This window comes from Azospirillum baldaniorum (assembly GCF_003119195.2).
GTDB classification, from domain to species: Bacteria; Pseudomonadota; Alphaproteobacteria; order Azospirillales; family Azospirillaceae; genus Azospirillum; species Azospirillum baldaniorum.
The window spans coordinates 2,128,048-2,144,403 of sequence record NZ_CP022253.1; the positions used below are offsets into that span (position 1 = coordinate 2,128,048).

At 68.4% G+C, this 16,356-nt stretch carries 16 protein-coding genes and 3 tRNA genes; 4 read left to right on the top strand and 15 right to left on the bottom strand.

Annotated elements, in window-relative coordinates; all coding sequences use genetic code 11:
• Nucleotides 1–44 precede the first annotated feature (44 nt).
• The 7 genes from clpP to Sp245p_RS10120 all read right to left on the bottom strand — a co-directional run bounded on the left by clpP (nt 45) and on the right by Sp245p_RS10120 (nt 5,995).
• Nucleotides 45–680 (bottom strand): ATP-dependent Clp endopeptidase proteolytic subunit ClpP, encoded by a 636-nt coding sequence (gene clpP / locus Sp245p_RS10090; protein WP_014240113.1) that lies wholly within the window; start codon nt 678–680, stop codon nt 45–47.
• Between the two features lie 102 nt (nt 681–782).
• Complete coding sequence (gene tig, locus Sp245p_RS10095) at nt 783–2,117, bottom strand: trigger factor (protein ID WP_014240112.1); 1,335 nt, start codon at nt 2,115–2,117, stop codon at nt 783–785.
• A 91-nt stretch (nt 2,118–2,208) separates the two neighbouring features.
• A tRNA-Leu gene (locus tag Sp245p_RS10100) sits at nt 2,209–2,293 on the bottom strand.
• 173 nt (nt 2,294–2,466) lie between these two features.
• The gene (locus tag Sp245p_RS10105; RefSeq protein WP_014240111.1) at nt 2,467–4,032 is read right to left on the bottom strand and encodes a malonyl-CoA decarboxylase; all 1,566 of its coding nucleotides are present in this window, start codon (nt 4,030–4,032) and stop codon (nt 2,467–2,469) included.
• 106 nt (nt 4,033–4,138) lie between these two features.
• A complete protein-coding gene (locus Sp245p_RS10110; protein WP_014240110.1) occupies nt 4,139–5,605 on the bottom strand; it encodes a bifunctional ADP-dependent NAD(P)H-hydrate dehydratase/NAD(P)H-hydrate epimerase in 1,467 nt (488 codons plus the stop codon).
• 129 nt (nt 5,606–5,734) lie between these two features.
• A tRNA-His gene (locus Sp245p_RS10115) sits at nt 5,735–5,810 on the bottom strand.
• A gap of 109 nt (nt 5,811–5,919) precedes the next feature.
• Nucleotides 5,920–5,995, bottom strand: a tRNA-His gene (locus Sp245p_RS10120).
• Nucleotides 5,996–6,333: 338 nt separating this feature from the next.
• Here Sp245p_RS10120 and Sp245p_RS10125 point away from each other — a divergent pair.
• Nucleotides 6,334–6,672: a P-II family nitrogen regulator gene (locus tag Sp245p_RS10125; protein ID WP_014240107.1), complete on the top strand. Its 339-nt coding sequence runs from the start codon at nt 6,334–6,336 to the stop codon at nt 6,670–6,672.
• 272 nt (nt 6,673–6,944) lie between these two features.
• A complete protein-coding gene (gene glnA / locus Sp245p_RS10130) occupies nt 6,945–8,354 on the top strand; it encodes a type I glutamate--ammonia ligase (RefSeq protein WP_014240105.1) in 1,410 nt (469 codons plus the stop codon).
• 154 nt (nt 8,355–8,508) lie between these two features.
• Here the strand turns inward: glnA and Sp245p_RS10135 are convergent, their stop codons facing one another.
• The 6 genes from Sp245p_RS10135 to Sp245p_RS10160 form a co-directional block, all read right to left on the bottom strand.
• Nucleotides 8,509–9,792 (bottom strand): Hsp70 family protein, encoded by a 1,284-nt coding sequence (locus Sp245p_RS10135; protein ID WP_014240104.1) that lies wholly within the window; start codon nt 9,790–9,792, stop codon nt 8,509–8,511.
• A gap of 90 nt (nt 9,793–9,882) precedes the next feature.
• Nucleotides 9,883–10,338, bottom strand: coding sequence for a MaoC family dehydratase (locus tag Sp245p_RS10140; protein WP_014240103.1), 456 nt, complete (start codon nt 10,336–10,338; stop codon nt 9,883–9,885).
• A gap of 42 nt (nt 10,339–10,380) precedes the next feature.
• Nucleotides 10,381–11,175 (bottom strand): PhzF family phenazine biosynthesis protein, encoded by a 795-nt coding sequence (locus Sp245p_RS10145; protein WP_014240102.1) that lies wholly within the window; start codon nt 11,173–11,175, stop codon nt 10,381–10,383.
• 9 nt (nt 11,176–11,184) lie between these two features.
• A complete protein-coding gene (locus tag Sp245p_RS10150) occupies nt 11,185–11,601 on the bottom strand; it encodes a GNAT family N-acetyltransferase (protein WP_014240101.1) in 417 nt (138 codons plus the stop codon).
• 4 nt (nt 11,602–11,605) lie between these two features.
• A complete protein-coding gene (locus Sp245p_RS10155) occupies nt 11,606–11,854 on the bottom strand; it encodes a DUF1127 domain-containing protein (RefSeq protein WP_014240100.1) in 249 nt (82 codons plus the stop codon).
• Between the two features lie 259 nt (nt 11,855–12,113).
• Nucleotides 12,114–12,839, bottom strand: coding sequence for a Bax inhibitor-1/YccA family protein (locus Sp245p_RS10160; protein WP_014240098.1), 726 nt, complete (start codon nt 12,837–12,839; stop codon nt 12,114–12,116).
• Nucleotides 12,840–13,255: 416 nt separating this feature from the next.
• Here Sp245p_RS10160 and Sp245p_RS10165 point away from each other — a divergent pair, with 416 nt between their 5' ends.
• Nucleotides 13,256–13,579, top strand: a complete 324-nt coding sequence (locus Sp245p_RS10165) for a hypothetical protein (protein WP_041811008.1) — start codon at nt 13,256–13,258, stop codon at nt 13,577–13,579.
• 30 nt (nt 13,580–13,609) lie between these two features.
• Here the strand turns inward: Sp245p_RS10165 and Sp245p_RS10170 are convergent, their stop codons facing one another.
• The gene (locus Sp245p_RS10170) at nt 13,610–13,936 is read right to left on the bottom strand and encodes a YgaP family membrane protein (protein WP_014240096.1); all 327 of its coding nucleotides are present in this window, start codon (nt 13,934–13,936) and stop codon (nt 13,610–13,612) included.
• A gap of 180 nt (nt 13,937–14,116) precedes the next feature.
• Between Sp245p_RS10170 and Sp245p_RS10175 the strand changes: the two genes are divergently transcribed.
• Nucleotides 14,117–15,511 (top strand): aminotransferase-like domain-containing protein, encoded by a 1,395-nt coding sequence (locus Sp245p_RS10175; RefSeq protein WP_014240095.1) that lies wholly within the window; start codon nt 14,117–14,119, stop codon nt 15,509–15,511.
• A gap of 27 nt (nt 15,512–15,538) precedes the next feature.
• Here the strand turns inward: Sp245p_RS10175 and thiD are convergent, their stop codons facing one another.
• Nucleotides 15,539–16,354 (bottom strand): bifunctional hydroxymethylpyrimidine kinase/phosphomethylpyrimidine kinase, encoded by an 816-nt coding sequence (gene thiD / locus Sp245p_RS10180; protein WP_014240094.1) that lies wholly within the window; start codon nt 16,352–16,354, stop codon nt 15,539–15,541.
• Nucleotides 16,355–16,356: the final 2 nt, after the last annotated feature.

Below are 16,356 nucleotides of genomic sequence, written 5' to 3' on the forward strand. Positions count from 1 at the left end.
ACAACAGGGAACCGGCGCAATCAATCATTAGTTCGCGCGCGCCATCAGGCGGCGCCGCCGTCGCCGATCGAGCCGGGGCGCTTCTCCACCACCTCGTCGATCAGCCCGAAGGCCTTGGCCTCCTCCGGCGACATGAACTTGTCACGCTCCATGGCCGCCTCGATGGTGTCGAGAGACTGGCCGGTGTGCTTGACATAGATGTCGTTGAGGCGCGAACGCAGCTTCAGGATCTCCTGGGCCTGGATCTCGATGTCCGAGGCCTGGCCCTGGGCACCGCCCGACGGCTGGTGGATCATGATCCGGCTGTTCGGCAGCGAGAAGCGCTTGCCCGGCGCACCGGCGGCGAGCAGAAGCGAGCCCATCGAGGCCGCCTGCCCCATGCACACCGTCGACACCTGCGGACGGATGTACTGCATGGTGTCGTAGATGGCGAGGCCGGCCGAGACGTAGCCGCCCGGCGAATTGATGTAGAGCGCGATGTCCTTGCTCGGGTTTTCCGATTCCAGGAACAGCAGCTGCGAGCAGATCAGGCTGGCGACGGCGTCGTTCACGCCACCGATCAAGAAGATGATCCGTTCCTTCAGCAGGCGCGAATAAATATCGTACGCTCGTTCGCCCCGGTTGGTCTGCTCGATGACCATCGGGACCAGAGCATTCATCTTCGGTTCGAAGTCGTACATGGTGGTCTTCCCTGCTCCCGCAGCTCGGTTAGTCGTCTGAGCAGTCTACATATAGGAATGGAAAGGGGCGACCGGTAGGCCGCCCCTCAACCTTTCTGACGATCAGGCCGCCTCGGCCTCCTCGTCGGGGTCCTTCATCAGCTCTTCGGCGGACACCGGCTTCTCGCTCACCTTGGCCTGGTCCAGGATGTAGTCGACGACCTTGTCCTCGAAGATCGGGGCGCGGAGGTTTTCCAGCGCTTCCCGGTTCTGCTTGAAGAACTCGAACACCTGACGCTCCTGGCCGGGGAAGCGGCGGGCTTCCGCGATCAGGGCGCGGTTGATCTCGTCCTGAGTCACCTGGATGTCGTTGCGGCGGCCGATCTCCGACAGCAGCAGGCCCAGGCGCACGCGGCGCTCGGCGATGCCGCGGTACTCGGTCTTCAGCTCCTCCTCCGGCTTGCCAGCGTCCTCACCGGCGGTGCCGTTCTTCAGCTCCTGCTGAAGGCGCTGCCAGATGCCCTCGAACTCGACGTCCACCATGCCCGGCGGGACTTCGAAGGAGTGCGCCTCGGCCAGCTTGTCGAGGAGCTGGCGCTTGACGCGCAGGCGCGACACGTTGGCGTACTCGCCCTTGATGCGGTCGCCGACGGCCTCGCGCAGCTTCTCCAGGCTCTCCATGCCGAACTCCTTGGCGAGGTCGTCGTTGACCTCGGCCGGGACGTTCTTGCGGAGTTCCTTGACGTCCACCTCGAACACGGTGTCCGCGCCCTTCAGGCGGTCGTGCGGGTAGTCGGCCGGGAAGGTGACCTTCACCGTGCGGTGCTCGCCGGCCTTGGCGCCGATCAGCTGGTCCTCGAAGCCCGGAACGAACTGGTTGGCGCCCAGCTCCAGCGGGTAGTCCTTGCCGTCCATGCCCGGCAGGGCCTCGCCATCGACCGAACCGGCGAAGTCGATCACGGCGATGTCGCCCTTCTCGGCCGCGCGGTCCTCGGTGACCGGGGCCTGCACCGAATGGGCGGAGGCCAGACGGGTCAGCGCCTCGTCGACGGCCGAGTCCTCGACCGTGGCGACCGGCTTCTCAAGCTCCAGGCCGCTGAGATCGCCCGGCTCGATGTCCGGCAGAAGCTCGACGCCCATGGTGTAGGACAGGTCGCCGCCGTCCTCGTACTTCTCGACGTTGATCTTCGGCTGCATGGCGATGCGCAGGCCGCGCTCGTTCAGCGCCTGGCGCGAGCTGTCGGCGATCGCATCCTCCAGAGCCTCGGCCAGCACGCTGCCGCCGTAGCGCTGCTTGATCACGGCAACCGGCACCTTGCCCGGACGGAAGCCGGGGAGCTGCACCGTCCGGCGCAGCTCTTCGAGCCGGCCCTGCACCTTCTGTTCGATATCCTGGGCGGAAATGACGACCTTGTACTCGCGCTTCAGGCCGTCGGCGCTGGTCTCGGTGATGTTCATCGGAACGAAAGCCTATCTCGTTGTCCGGCCCGGCGGCGCCCGTCCGGGCGGCCCGAAACCGTGTGTTCCCATGCGGTCCAAGCTGTTGCCATGGTGCGGGCGAAGGGACTCGAACCCCCACGACCGAAGTCACCGGAACCTAAATCCGGCGCGTCTACCAGTTCCGCCACGCCCGCAATGGCATAGACAGCCCGCGACGGGTGCGGAACACCCGACGGACTGCCGGCGAAGTCCGCTCTATAGCACAGGGTTCGCGCCGCAAACAGGCAAAATGGGCGCCGTTCCGCACGCCATTGGTGGGGGACGCTTGACGCGACGACGACAGCGCCCCGGCGGGCGGCGAACCGGCTCATCCGCCCCCCTTTCCCAGCGACCGGATGGAGGAGGAGGCGTTGACCTTGCCCTCCCCCCGGTACGCTTCGTGGTTGGCGTCGATTTCCCCCAGCTTGTAGCGGTAGTTGATCATCATCCCGCAAGACTGCCGCAACCCCTTGGGCGACCGATCGCCCAGCCAGTTCAGCCGCTCCATGCGGGCGCCGTTGCTGAGGTGGAAATGCGCGACCGGATCGAGCGCCCGAGCCGGCGCCGCACCTGGTCGTTCGCTGCGGCGGTCCGACGCGCGCGCCGTCGTCAGGTAATGCGCACACAGCCGCATCAACGGGCCGCGCAACTGCTTTTGAAGCTCGTCGTCGGCGTGCCAAGAGGGCAGAGCCAGGGCTCCGGCCAGCACGGGACGCTCGTCCGCGCCGCCTTCCGCCTCCGATTCGCTGGCGCCCGGACGGCTGGCCATGGCTTCGGCGATGCGTTCCGCCTCGGGCGGGCTGAGCAGAGAATCACCGCGCTCGGCCAATTCCCGGTCCAGCCAGCGGCGGAAGCTGGGAATCGGCGACAGGGTGGCGAAGCATTTGATGTTGGGAAACTCGGCGGTCAGCCCGTCCACCACCCGCTTGATGAGGAAGTTGCCGAAGCTGATTCCCGCCAGCCCGACCTGGGCGTTGGAGATGGAATAGAAGATGGCGCTGTCCGCGCTCTTCGGGTCGCAGACCGGGGCGGAGGGGTCGAGCAGCGCCTGGACGTTGTCCGACATGCCCTGGACCAGCGCGACCTCGACGAAGATCAGCGGCTCGTTCGGCATGCGCGGGTGGAAAAAGGCGAAGCAGCGGCGGTCGGAGTCGAGGCGGTCCTTCAGGTCCCGCCAACCGCTGATCTCGTGCACCGCCTCGTACTTGATGAGCTTTTCCAGGAGCGAGGCCGGGCTGTCCCAGGTGATCCGGCGCATCTCCAGGAAGCCGACATCGAACCAGCTGCGCAGCAGGCTCTTGAGATCGTCCTCCAGCGCCTGGAGCAGCGGTTCGCCGCGCGCCATCTCCATCAGCTCGGCGCGCAGGTCGACCAGGAACTTCACCCCTTCCGGCAGGCCGTTGAACTGGGTCAGCAGGCGCAGCCGCGGCGGCTCCAGCGCCCGTCGCAGGGCGCGCTCGGCGTGGCCGCGCGACACCGGGTCGCCCGCCGTCTGGAAGGTCGCCATCGCTTGGTCAACGGCAGCGCGGTCCACGTCGAAATCGCGCGCCAGCATCATCAGGAAATTGCGCCGCCCCTGCCCGTCCAGCGCCAGATAGGTGCGGCCGAGCTGCGCCGCCCGCGCCCGCGCCGACACCTCGCCGCCGCGGCCCTCCAGGCAGGCTTCGATCTGTTCCTTCAGCCGCTCCGCGTCCTCCTTGGGCAGATTGGCGCGCGGCGCGGCGCCGACCACCCCGCGGGCGGAGGCGGCGATCTCGCGCCAGCCCGCGCGCAGCGTGTCCAGGGTGCGGTCGAGCAGCCCCGGCGGCGTGCCCACCCCGATGGCGGGGGGCTGGGTCGGGACGGGCTGGCTGGACCGGGTCTCAGCGGATTTGATCTCGGGCGTCTCGCTCATACCGTAGAGTCTGGCGTGCGGGCGCGCTCTCGGCAAGCCATAGCTTGAGCCCGGCCCTAAGGGTAAGCCCCCTGTCCAGGCGTATGTATGCCCTGGGGACGCCGGGTCAGCGCCCGCCCGCCTTGAGCCGCTTCAGCACCCCCGGCAGCGCGTCCGGCAAATCCTCGGCGATCAGGCCCGGCCCGAAGGCGTTCGCCGCCTCGCCGTGCAGCCAGACCGCGGCGCAGGCGGCGTCGAACGTGTCCGTCCCCTGGGCGATCAGCCCGAGCGCGATGCCCGCCAGCACATCCCCCGACCCGGCGGTCGCCAGATCGGCCGGAGCGTTGGCGTTGATGACGGCCCGCCCATCCGGTGCCGCGACCACCGTGTCGGCACCCTTCAAAAGGACGACCGCGCCACAGCGCGCCGCCGCGGCACGGGCGCGGGTCAATTTGCCGCCCTCCTGCGCCGCGATATCCGGAAAGACCCGGGCGAATTCGCCTTCGTGCGGGGTCAGCAGACAGCGCCCGTTCAACCGGTCGAGCAGGTCGGCGGGCGACTCGGCGAAGCTGGTCAGCGCGTCGGCGTCCAGCACGCAGGCCTTTCCAGCACCCAGCGCGGCGAGCGCATGGCCCCGCGTGTCCGCCCCGACTCCGGCTCCCGGTCCCAGCAGCACCGCGTTCTTGCGCGGATCCACCAGCAGAGCCTCGAAGGCCGCGCCGTCCGCCACATCGGTCACGATCAGGCTGGGCGAGCCGGCGGCGTAGATCGGCATCGAGTCGGGTGGGCAGGCCACCGTGACCAGCCCTGCCCCGGCGCGCAAAGCGCCCCGCGCCGACAGCCGCGCCGCGCCGGTCATCCGCGCCCCGCCAAGCACCACCGCGTGCCCTCGCGCGTATTTGTGCGCGTCGAGCCGCGGCCAGGGGTAGCGCTGCCGCCACAGGTCGGGGCCGTTCACCAGGGTTTGCGGCGCGATGGCGTCCAGCACCGTGTCGGGAATGCCGATGTCGGCGACCACCACCTCCCCGCAGAGAACCCGGCCGGGCAGCAGCAGATGGCCGGGCTTGCGGCGGAAGAAGGTGACGGTCAACGCCGCCTGCGGGGCCACCCCCATCACCTGGCCGCTGTCGCCGTGCAGGCCGCTGGGCACGTCCACGGCAACGACGGTGCGCCCCGCCATCGCCTCGACGACGTCCTTGGCCATGCCGTCGAGCGGGCGGGCCAGCCCGGCCCCGAACAGCGCGTCGATGACCAGAGGGTTGCCTTCCAGCAGCCAGGGGTCGGCGGCCTCCACCGGCCCGGTCCAGCGCCCGGCCGCCACCGCCGCGTCTCCGCGCAGCGCGGAGCGCGACCCCAGCAAGGCCAGCCGCACCGGCCAGCCCGCTTCAAGAAGAAGACGCGCGATGACGAAGCCGTCGCCACCATTGTTGCCCGGCCCGCACAGGACGACGGTCGGGTGCGGCGCCCAGCGCTCGCAGACCGCGCGCACCACCGCGGCCCCCGCCGCCTCCATCAGCACAGGCCCCGGCACACCGCCCGCCATGGTCAGCGCGTCGGCGCGGTACATCTCCGCCACGGAAAGCAGTTCGTCCATCGCCTCCACCCGCCGCAATCCCGCATCACCGTCACCCGGCACAATAAGCACCGCGACGGCCGCAGCATAGCCGAGCACAGGAGGAATGAAAGGAATGGCCTGATTGGCACAGGAATTGGAAGGAAGAACTGGGGCGATGGATGGGACTCGAACCCACGACCGCTCGGACCACAACCGAGAGCTCTACCAACTGAGCTACCACCGCCACCGGGGGACGGAATGAACCGTCCGCAAACACCCCACCCGCCGTTTCGATCGATGCAACGCCGACGTGAACTCCTCACGAGGCACGCGCATCCACCGTCAAGGGGGACTGGGGCGATGGATGGGACTCGAACCCACGACCGCTCGGACCACAACCGAGAGCTCTACCAACTGAGCTACCACCGCCACCGGGGTCGCCTATTTGCCCCAAGGGACGGGGCGGGTCAAGCTCTATTTTCCACCGCGTTCATCAATGTGAAAAAGCTTGGCGAACACCGCCCCTACCCCATCCGAAAGGGTATGGCTGCGCGGATTGCTTGCAGCTTGTGCACAAATATTGTTCACTTCGCCCTATCCGTTGGCAGTCGCGTGCCGCCCACGGTGGCATCGGCCCGCTGCGGCCCGGCATCCCACGCAGCCGGATCGCAACCCCTCCGATTGGCACGCAACGTGCTTTACTTCGGACCGTCGGCAGAGCCGTGGACGGTGCCTGCCGGCGTTGGCACCTCGTACACGAGAGACCCATGAAGAAGATCGAAGCCATCATTAAGCCGTTCAAACTCGACGAAGTGAAGGAAGCCCTTCACGAAGTCGGCATCAAGGGCATCACCGTCACCGAGGCCAAGGGCTTCGGCCGTCAGAAGGGGCACACCGAGCTGTACCGCGGCGCGGAGTATGTGGTCGACTTCCTGCCGAAGGTGAAGATCGAGGTGGTGATGGAGGACTCCCTGGTGGAGCGGGCGATCGAGGCGATCCAGCAGGCCGCCCACACCGGCCGCATCGGCGACGGCAAGATCTTCGTCACCCCCGTGGAAGAAGTTGTCCGCATCCGGACCGGCGAGAAGGGAGGCGACGCGATCTGATCGCGTCCCGAAAACCCGACCACCGGCCAACATGAACCAGCCCCGCCCACAACCGACGCAAAGCCGGCCGACACCGATCGGGCCGACGCAGACCGTCGCAACCGCGACCGGAACGATCCGTGCGTGGAGGCCCATCCGGGCGCGACTTTTTGTGCTGTCACGTTGTGTGCTTGGGAAAGGCATGACATAACGTCCGCCGCGAGCGCCGTCACCCGCCCCTCGGTCGGTTTGACGCAGCGGGACCCAAACCTCTTAAGCGTGGAAAAAGAGATATGTCCGACATCAGCAAGGTCTTCGACCTGATCAAGGAACACGACGTCAAGTACGTGGACCTCCGCTTCACCGACCCGCGCGGCAAGCTGCACCACACCGCTCAGCACGTCTCGACCATCGACGAGGACGTGTTCGAGGACGGCATCATGTTCGACGGCTCCTCGATCGCCGGTTGGAAGGCGATCAACGAGTCGGACATGATCCTCCAGCTCGACCCGACCACCGCCGTCATGGACCCGTTCTCGGCCCAGCCGACGCTGAACATCCTCTGCGACGTGTACGAGCCGTCGACCGGCCAGCCCTACGCCCGCTGCCCGCGCGGCATCGCGAAGGCCGCCGAGAAGTACATGGCGTCGGCCGGCATCGGCGACACCGCCTACTTCGGCCCGGAAGCCGAGTTCTTCGTCTTCGACGACGTCAAGTTCAAGGTCGAGATGAACAAGGTGTCCTACGAGTTCGACTCGGAGGAAGGCCCGTACACCTCGGACAAGGACTATGAGGACGGCAACCTGGGCCACCGCCCGGGCGTCAAGGGCGGCTACTTCCCGGTCGCTCCGGTCGACAGCGGCTCGGACCTGCGCGCCGAGATGCTGAGCGTGCTCGCCGAGATGGGCGTGCCGGTCGAGAAGCACCACCACGAGGTGGCCGCTTCGCAGCATGAGCTGGGCATCAAGTTCGACACGCTGGTCCGCACCGGCGACAACATGCAGTACTACAAGTACGTCGTGCACAACGTCGCCCACGCCTACGGCAAGACCGCGACCTTCATGCCGAAGCCCGTCTTCGGCGACAACGGCTCGGGCATGCACATGCACCAGTCGATCTGGAAGGAAGGCCAGCCGCTGTTCGCCGGCAACCAGTACGCCGACCTGTCGGAGCTGGCGCTGTACTACATCGGCGGCATCATCAAGCACGCCAAGGCGCTGAACGCCTTCACCAACCCGACGACCAACTCGTACAAGCGTCTGGTCCCGGGCTATGAGGCTCCGGTTCTGCTGGCCTACTCGGCCCGCAACCGTTCGGCCTCCTGCCGCATCCCGTACGTCGCCTCGCCGAAGGGCAAGCGCGTCGAGGTCCGCTTCCCGGATCCGTCGGCCAACCCGTACCTGGCCTTCGCCGCCCTGCTGATGGCCGGTCTGGACGGCATCCAGAACAAGATCCATCCGGGCGAGGCGATGGACAAGAACCTGTACGACCTGCCGGCCGAAGAGCTGGCCAAGGTTCCGACGGTTTGCGGCTCGCTGCGCGAGGCCCTGGACAGCCTGAAGGCCGACAGCGCCTTCCTGCAGAAGGGCGACGTGTTCACCAAGGACATGATCGAGTCCTACATCGACCTGCGCACCGAGGAGCTGCTGGCCTTCGAGACCATGCCGCACCCGATCGAGTACAAGATGTACTACTCGGTCTGATCCATCGGACTTCGGTCCGCCGGTTTCCGGTGCCCGCCCAGCCCTCGCGGCGCGGCGGGCACCACCGGAGGACCGAACCGCGGAACAGAGTACGAAAAAGCCCACCGGCGACACCGTCGGTGGGCTTTTTCGTGTCCGGGACTTGAAGAACGCCTCAGGCGGTCCCGCCGAAGCGCCGCGCCGCCTCGATGGTCAGGCCGGTGCCGACCGAGCCGAAGATGTTGCCCTCGACCACACGGGCGCCGGGCAGCTCGGCCAGGATGGCCGCCCGCACCTGCGGCAGCAGCGTGGAGCCGCCGGTCAGGAACACCGCGTCGATGTCCGCCGGCAGCGTGCCGGCCTCGGCCAGACAGGCGCGCACCCGCCCGCCGATGCGGCCGGCCAGGATCGCCGTCGCCTCGTTCAGCTCGTCCACCGACACCGGGCGCGTCATGCCGCCGCCGCCCCAATCCAGCAGCAGGCCGGCCTCCGGCCCGTCCGACAGGGCGATCTTGGTGCGCTCCACCGCCATGGCCAGCGCGTGCCCCAGCCGGTGCTCGACCACGCCGATCAGCCGCTCGATGCGGTCCGGAGTCGCGGAATCGCGTTTCAGGCGCTCCAGATCGGCCATCGCCTTGGCGGTGTAGAGGAAGTTGATCTTCGACCAGGTCGCCAAATCGAAGAACAAATGCTTGGGGGCCAGCAGACCGGGGCGCTTCATGGCGCTGCCGTGGCCGAGCAGCGGCATGGCCGTCGCCAACGACAGGTCGCGGTCGAAGTCGGTGCCGCCGACACGGATGCCGTCGTTGGCCAGGATGTCGGCGCTGCGGTCGGCCCGCCCGCGCCGCTCCGGCCCGATGCGGACGATGGAGAAGTCCGACGTGCCGCCGCCGATGTCGGCGATCAGGGCCAGTTCCTCCCGCTCCACCTGCTGCTCGTAGTCGAGCGCGGCGGCGATGGGCTCATATTGGAAGGAAATGCCGCGGAAGCCGACGGAGCGGGCAATCTCGCCCAGCACCTCCTCCGCCGCGGCGTCGCCCGCCGGGTCGCCGTCCACGAAATGCACCGGGCGCCCGAGCACCACGTCGGTCAGCTCGCCGCCGAGCGCGGTCTCCGCCCGCTCCTTGACCGCGGCCAGGAAGGTGGCGATGACCGCGCGGAAGGTGATCCGGCCCTTGCGCAGCGCGGTGTCGGCATCAATCAGGTCGGTGCCCAGCATCGACTTGATGGAGCGCATCAAGCGCCCCTCGACGCCCGACGCATAGGCGTCGATGGCCGCCTGCCCCACCGTCACCGCGTCGGCTTCGAAATCGAAGAAGACGGCGCTGGGCAGGGTCGTCCGTGCGCCGTCGAGGGCAAGCAGGCCGTAACCGCCCCCTCCCGTGCCGGCAGCCGCGGACGCCGTCCGCACGCCGAGCGTCGTGTTGGACGTGCCGAAATCGAGGCCGCAAGCCGTCATGGGAACCCCCGCCGTGATGGAAGGGGCGAGGCTATACAGGGGCCGGGCCTGCGGATCAAGACGCGCGACGGGACAGGCCGTCCGTGTTTGCTATTCCGCCGGAACGCTGCGGGTCGCCACGATGTGGTTCAGGGTGATGGTCATCACCGCCTCGCCATGCTGGTTCAGCGTGGTGTAGGCCAGCCGGACCGTGCCGCGGTCGCCGCGGCGGGACGGGATGGCCTCCACCACCTCGACCCGGACGCGCAGCGTGTCGCCGGGCCGCACCGGGCGCAGCCAGCGCAGCTCGTCGCCGCCTGAACCGCCCAGGCTGGTGCCGGTGATGGCCCCGGTGTCGCGGAACAGCCGGAAGGTCAGGGACAGGGTGTGGAAGCCGCTGGCGATCAGCCCGCCGAACGGCCCCTCCGCGGCGGCCACCGCGTCCATGTGGAAGGGTTGCGGGTCGAAGCGCTGGGCGAAATCCATGATCTGGCTGTCGGTGACCGTCGCCCCTTCGGTGTCGATCACGTCACCGACGCGGAAATCCTCGAAGTAACGCCCCGCCATGCCCGCTGCCCTCCCGTTCCATTGGTCCTCGTATGGACGGCGCTAAATGTAGATGGCGCCATCCATATAGAGAACCGCTTTCCCGGCGATCTTCACACGGTCGCCGGCCAGTTCACAGGACAGGGAACCGCCGCGGGCCGAGACCTGCCGGGCCTTCAGCCGCTCCTTGCCCAGCCGCCGCGCCCAGTAGGGGATCAGCGTGCAATGGGCGGAGCCGGTCACCGGGTCTTCGGGAATCCCCTGGGCCGGCGCGAAGAAGCGGGAGACGAAGTCAACGCCGCCGCTGCCCGGCGCCGTCACGATGACCGCGTAGAAATCCTCCAGCCGGGCCAGGGCGCTCATGTCGGGGGTCAGACCGCGCACGGTCGCCTCGTCGTCATAGACGACCACGAGGTCGCGCGCCTTCAGCAGCGCCGTCGGCGGCGGTCCGCCCAGCGCGTCGAGCAGGCCCGCCGGCGGTTCGGCCAGCGGTTCCGGCGGGCGACTGGGGAAATCCAGCGTGTAGAGGTCGCCGTTGCGGGTGACGCTGAGGGTTCCGGCTTCCCGGGTGGCGAAGTCGATGCGCGGGCAGCCCCACTCCAGCATCGTCGCGATGACGAAGGCCGAGGCCAGCGTGGCGTGGCCGCACAGGTCCACCTCGACCGTCGGGGTGAACCAGCGGATATCGTAACCGTCGCCGCGGCGGACGAGGAAGGCGGTTTCCGCCAAGTTGTTTTCCGCCGCGATGGCCTGAAGCGTCGCGTCGGGAAGCCAGTCCTCCAGCGGCACGACCGCCGCCGGGTTGCCCGCGAACACCGCGTCCGCGAAGGCATCGACCTGATACAGGGGAAGGCGCACGGTGCCTCCTTAGGGTTTCTCGGTGAACAGGAACGCCTGGGTGTGCCGCTCCATCCCCGCCGCCTCGTAGAAGGTGACCGCCTTGGGCGCGGACAGGAGAAGGCAGGTGACGCCCTCCCCCACCGCGGCGCGGGTGCGGCGCATCAGCTCCTTGCCGATGCCGCGCCCCTGACAGGCGCGGTCGACGGCAAGGTCGGACAGGTAGCAGCAGAAGGCGAAATCGGTGACGGACCGGGCGACGCCGACCAATTGCCCGTCCGCGTCGCGGGCGGTGACGATCAGGCCGGCGTTGCGCAGCATCGCCTCCACCCGCGGGCGGTCCGCCACGGGCCGGCGCTCGGCCAGCCCGGAGCGGTGAAGCACGTCGATGAAGGCGTCGGCGGTCAGGTCGGGCTCGACGGCGTAGAGGATCGCATCGGCGCTCATCCCATCAACCCCGCCAGAACGGCTTGTTGACTTCGCTGTCCACGTCGGCGCGGGACACGCCGATGTCCTTCAGCAGATGATCGTCCAGCCGCATCAGCGCCTGCCGCTGCCGCCACCGCTCGTAGCCGTTCAGGCCCGCCTCCATCACGAACCAGACGGGGCGGATGCCGACGGAGAAGGCGCGCGCGATGACCTTGAAGACGGTCGTGAACGAGGACGATCCGGACGAGCGGGTCGCTTCTGTGGTGCGCATAATGTGCCTCCTTCATCAAAACATTCGGCCCCGAACAATCGAGACAATGGTGATTATGTCCGCGCAATCGTCCCGGTCAATGTCGTTATTGTCACCATTACATTTCCGATATCGGATGTATCCCGACGGCCACACCCACCCGTGCCCCCCTAGGATGAGCCCACCCTCCGGCGACCTCACCGTCCGGGCATGAAAAAGGCCGGCCGCGGAAAGCGGCCGGCCCGGTGTGGCACCCTGACTGGCGCCCGATGCGGTCCCGCTACTCGCGGTTGCCCATGAGCTGGAGGAGCATCTGGAAGAGGTTGATGAAGTTGAGGTAGAGCGAGAGGGCGCCCATGACGGCGAGCTTGGTGTTGGCCTCATGCCCGTGGCCCTCGGCGTACTCCTCCTTGATGCGCTGGGTGTCGTAGGCGGTCAGGCCGGTGAAGATGACCACGCCGATCACCGAGACGGCGAACTGCAGGGCGCTGGAGCCGACGAAGATGTTGACGAGGCTGGCGATGACGATGCCGATCAGGCCCATCATCAGGAACGAACCCATCTTCGACAGGTCGGCCTTGGTGGTGTAGCCCCACAGGCTCATCGCCGCGAACATCGCCGCGGTGATGAAGAACACCCGCGCCACGCTGGCTCCGGTGAAGACCAGGAAGATCGACGCCATCGACACGCCCATCACCGCGCAGAAGGCCCAGAACAGCCCCTGCAGCGCGGTCGTCGACATCGCGTGGAAGCGGAAGGACAGCACCATGATGAAGGCCAGCGGCGCCAGCATCACCACCCACTTCAGCGGGGTCGTGAAGATCGGAACGTACAGCGCCGGCGTGCTCGCCACGAACAGCGCCACAAGCCCCGTCACGCCCAGGCCGAGCATCATGAAGTTGTAGACCCGCAGCATGTGCTTGCGCAGGCCCTCGTCGAACGCCGCGCGGTCCACGCCCGCGGCGCCGGCGCCCCACCGACTCTGGTTGGGATACTGGTCGAACATTGCGAAAACTCCCTCGTTCAAGCCTCTAACCGGCAAGCCTCGGACCGGCGGGGGGCACATGACAGCGGATCGGCCGCGCTTGAGCGGCGGCGGGATGCTATGGCTGCGCTGTCCACCGAAAAGGCCCTCCAGATGCGGTCACGCCCGTCGGCGCAAAAGCAGATGAAGAGGTCCGACATCGCGGCCGACGACTCGGCTGCCAGAGGGGCCCGGACCCTGATTGCCCTAATAGTTGGCCGTGTGGCCGGCGCCTTTCAAGATGCCCGCCCGCTCAGTGGTTCCACACGAACGGGAGCTTGGAACACGCTTGGCTGTTCCCATATGGCGGCTTGGGAGCGACCGGTCCGGGAAGCCGGGCCGCCGCTTCACCCGTCAACAACCATCAGAGCCGGATCAACAACATGGAGAGTGCCGCGTTGAGCGACCAGCACCACAGACGCCTCGAACGGCGGGTGGATCGCATCCAGGAGAAGCTTCCCGACTCCATGGCGCGGATGTTGGCTTGGCTCCGCGAGCCGCGGGCGACCTGGGTGCGCGTCCCCGCCGGGCTGCTGCTGATTCTCGGCGGCCTGTTCAGCTTCCTGCCCGTGCTGGGCATCTGGATGCTGCCCCTCGGCCTCGTGCTGCTCGCCTACGACGTTCCGTTCCTTCGCCCGCCGATCAACCGCGCTCTGGTGCGCGGCGAACGGCGTTGGAAGGAGTGGAAGCGGCGGCGCCGCGCCGCTTCCTCGTCCTCGTGACCGTCCCCTTTCGTCAGGAATAGGAGCGCGTCAGGAATAGGACCCGGTGCGGGCCGGCGTGCGCTCCAGCGGCCCTTCGCCGGGGCTGTAGCGCTCCGAGCGCGGGCCGGACAGGCGGTCGTGATCCTCGTCCGCCACCATGGCCTTCAGCGGGCAATGGCCGCTCATGCCGCGGGCCACCAGGGCGGCGCCGGCCAGACCCATGATGGCGCCCCGCACGTCGGCGCCGCGGCGCACGCCGCCCGCCGCCATGACGAGGCCGAGGCCGGTGGACACGGCGCGTTCCAGCGGCCCGAGATTCCGTTCGCCCCCAAAGAAGCGGTCGTAGGTGTGTCGGATGGCGTTTTCGGCGCTCATGCCTGTGTTCTCCCGGCTATGCCCGGCGCGAAAGGGATGCCGAAGCGGCGCCGGGCGGTCCTGACTGCAACGCCCGCCCGGCCATCCGGGTTCCCGGACGCGCAACGCAGCCGGACACGCACAATGGCGACAATGCGGTGACACTTGCTGACGGATCGGTACAATGTCATCATTGTCCCTATGACAAATTGGGTTCCTGATCTGGAAGGCCGGCAAGGCCCCCGTTACCGCGCCATCGCCGATGCCCTGTCCGATGACATCGCCGGCGGCCGGCTCGCTCCGGGCACACGGCTGCCCACCCACCGTGACCTCGCCTACCGCCTCGGCGTCACCGTCGGCACCATCACGCGCGCCTACACGGAGGCGGAGAAGCGCGGGTTGATCGGCGGCGAGGTCGGGCGCGGCACCTTCGTGCAGGGGCAGCGGCACATGCCCCCCTCCGACCCCTTCAGCTGGACGCCGCGGCCCGAACCCTCGGTCATCAACATGACGGTCGTGACGCCGGAGCACCCGATGTCGGTGCCGATGATGGGCGCCACCCTGGCCGCCATCGGCGCGTCGCCGAATCTCGGGGCGCTGCTCGAATACGCGCCGCACGCCGGCCTGCCCGCCCACCGCGCCGCCGGGGCGCAATGGCTCACCCGCCAGCACCGGGCGGCGGCCTCGCCCGACACCGTCCTGCTGACCACCGGCGCTCAGAACGCCATGGCGGTGGCGCTGGCCGCGGTCGCGCGTCCCGGCGACGTCGTGCTGACGGAGCGGCTGACCAACTACGGCATGAAGACGCTGAGCGCGGTCGAGGGCTACCACCTGGAGGGCATCGCCATCGACGACCATGGCGTGGTCCCGGACAGTTTCGACAGCGCCTGCCGCCGTCTGGCGCCCAAGGCGCTGTATCTGGTGCCGACCCTGCACAACCCCACCGCCTCCGTCATGCCGCAGGCCCGGCGCATGGAGATCGCGGCCATCGCCCGCCGCTACGGGGTGATGCTGGTGGAGGACGACGTGTTCGGCTTCCTGGTGCATGACGTGAAGCCCATCCAGGCCATCGCTCCGGACGTCACCGTCTACGTGAACAGCCTGTCCAAGAGCGTGTCCGCCGGCCTGCGCGTCGGATACGTCGTCGCTCCGCCGGCCCTGGTGCCGCGGGTCGAGGCGGTCATCCGCGCCCTGCAATATTCCTCCCCGCCCCTGCCGCCGGAGGTCGCGACGCGCTGGATCACCGACGGCAGCGCCGACCGAATCGCCGAAGCCCAGCGCGGGGAAGCCATCGCGCGCCAGCAGATCGCCCGCTCCATCCTGCCCGCCAGCGCCGTCTGCGGGCACGCGTCGGCGCAGCATCTCTGGCTGGTCCTGCCCGAGCCCTGGCGGCGCGACGATTTCATCGCCGAGGCGATGCGCCGCGGCGTGAAGGTGACCGGGGGCGACGTGTTCGCCGTGGGCCGGGCCAGCGCCCCTCACGCCGTGCGGCTGGGTCTCTGCCACCCGCACAGCCGGGACGAGCTGGCGCGCGGCCTGCGCACGCTGGCCGACCTGCTGGAGAATCCGCAGACGGCGATGCTGTCGATCGTGTGATTGAGGAGAAGCGGAAAGGCCGCGCCCTTACGGGAACGGCCGGACCGTGTGCAGATGGTTCAGCGGGCCGTGGCCATGCCCGAACCCGGGGGCGGAGCGGATGGCCTCGTCCACATAGGCGCGGGCGCGGGCCACCGAATCGCGCACGCTCAATCCCTGGGCGACCCCGGCGGCGATGGCCGAGGCCAGGGTGCAGCCGGTGCCGTGGGTGTGCGGGGTGTGGATGCGCCGCCCCTCGAAGACTTCCTCACCATCCTCGGTGAGCAGCAGGTCGCACAGCCGCTCGTCCTCCAGATGGCCGCCCTTCAGCAGGACGGCCTTCGGCCCGAAGGTGCGGATCATCTCGGCGGCGCGGCGCATGTCGTCCAGGTTGCGCACCGGGATGTCGGTCAACGCCTCGGCCTCCGGCAGGTTGGGGGTGACCAGCTCCGCATGGGGCAGCAGGCGCTTGCGCAGGGTCTGCACGGCGTCGGGCTCCAGCAGGAAATGGCCGCTCTTCGAAACCATCACCGGATCGACGACCAACGGAACGTTGATGGCCCGCGCCTCATACTCGCCGGCCACCGCCTCGATGACGGCGGCGGTGGCGAGCATGCCGATCTTGATGCTGTCGGCCCCGAGATCCTCCAGCACCACCTTCATCTGCAGGGCGACGAAGGCCGGATCAACGGGCAGCACGCCATAGACCCCCGTCGTGTTCTGCGCGGTCAGCGCCGCGATGGCGGTCATGGCGAAGGCGTTCAGCGCGCTGACCGCCTTGATGTCCGCCTGGATGCCGGCACCGCCGCCGGAATCGGAACCGGCGACGATGAGAACACGGCCGTTGATCGGGTGGGCCTGCATCG

Coding starts and splice junctions, on each gene's coding strand:
- clpP (WP_014240113.1), bottom strand. CDS start 680: ATGTACGACTTCGAACCGAAGATGAATGCTCTGGTCCCGATGGTCATC.
- tig (WP_014240112.1), bottom strand. CDS start 2,117: ATGAACATCACCGAGACCAGCGCCGACGGCCTGAAGCGCGAGTACAAG.
- Sp245p_RS10105 (WP_014240111.1), bottom strand. CDS start 4,032: ATGAGCGAGACGCCCGAGATCAAATCCGCTGAGACCCGGTCCAGCCAG.
- Sp245p_RS10110 (WP_014240110.1), bottom strand. CDS start 5,605: ATGGACGAACTGCTTTCCGTGGCGGAGATGTACCGCGCCGACGCGCTG.
- Sp245p_RS10125 (WP_014240107.1), top strand. CDS start 6,334: ATGAAGAAGATCGAAGCCATCATTAAGCCGTTCAAACTCGACGAAGTG.
- glnA (WP_014240105.1), top strand. CDS start 6,945: ATGTCCGACATCAGCAAGGTCTTCGACCTGATCAAGGAACACGACGTC.
- Sp245p_RS10135 (WP_014240104.1), bottom strand. CDS start 9,792: ATGACGGCTTGCGGCCTCGATTTCGGCACGTCCAACACGACGCTCGGC.
- Sp245p_RS10140 (WP_014240103.1), bottom strand. CDS start 10,338: ATGGCGGGGCGTTACTTCGAGGATTTCCGCGTCGGTGACGTGATCGAC.
- Sp245p_RS10150 (WP_014240101.1), bottom strand. CDS start 11,601: ATGAGCGCCGATGCGATCCTCTACGCCGTCGAGCCCGACCTGACCGCC.
- Sp245p_RS10155 (WP_014240100.1), bottom strand. CDS start 11,854: ATGCGCACCACAGAAGCGACCCGCTCGTCCGGATCGTCCTCGTTCACG.
- Sp245p_RS10160 (WP_014240098.1), bottom strand. CDS start 12,839: ATGTTCGACCAGTATCCCAACCAGAGTCGGTGGGGCGCCGGCGCCGCG.
- Sp245p_RS10170 (WP_014240096.1), bottom strand. CDS start 13,936: ATGAGCGCCGAAAACGCCATCCGACACACCTACGACCGCTTCTTTGGG.
- Sp245p_RS10175 (WP_014240095.1), top strand. CDS start 14,117: ATGACAAATTGGGTTCCTGATCTGGAAGGCCGGCAAGGCCCCCGTTAC.
- thiD (WP_014240094.1), bottom strand. CDS start 16,354: ATGCAGGCCCACCCGATCAACGGCCGTGTTCTCATCGTCGCCGGTTCC.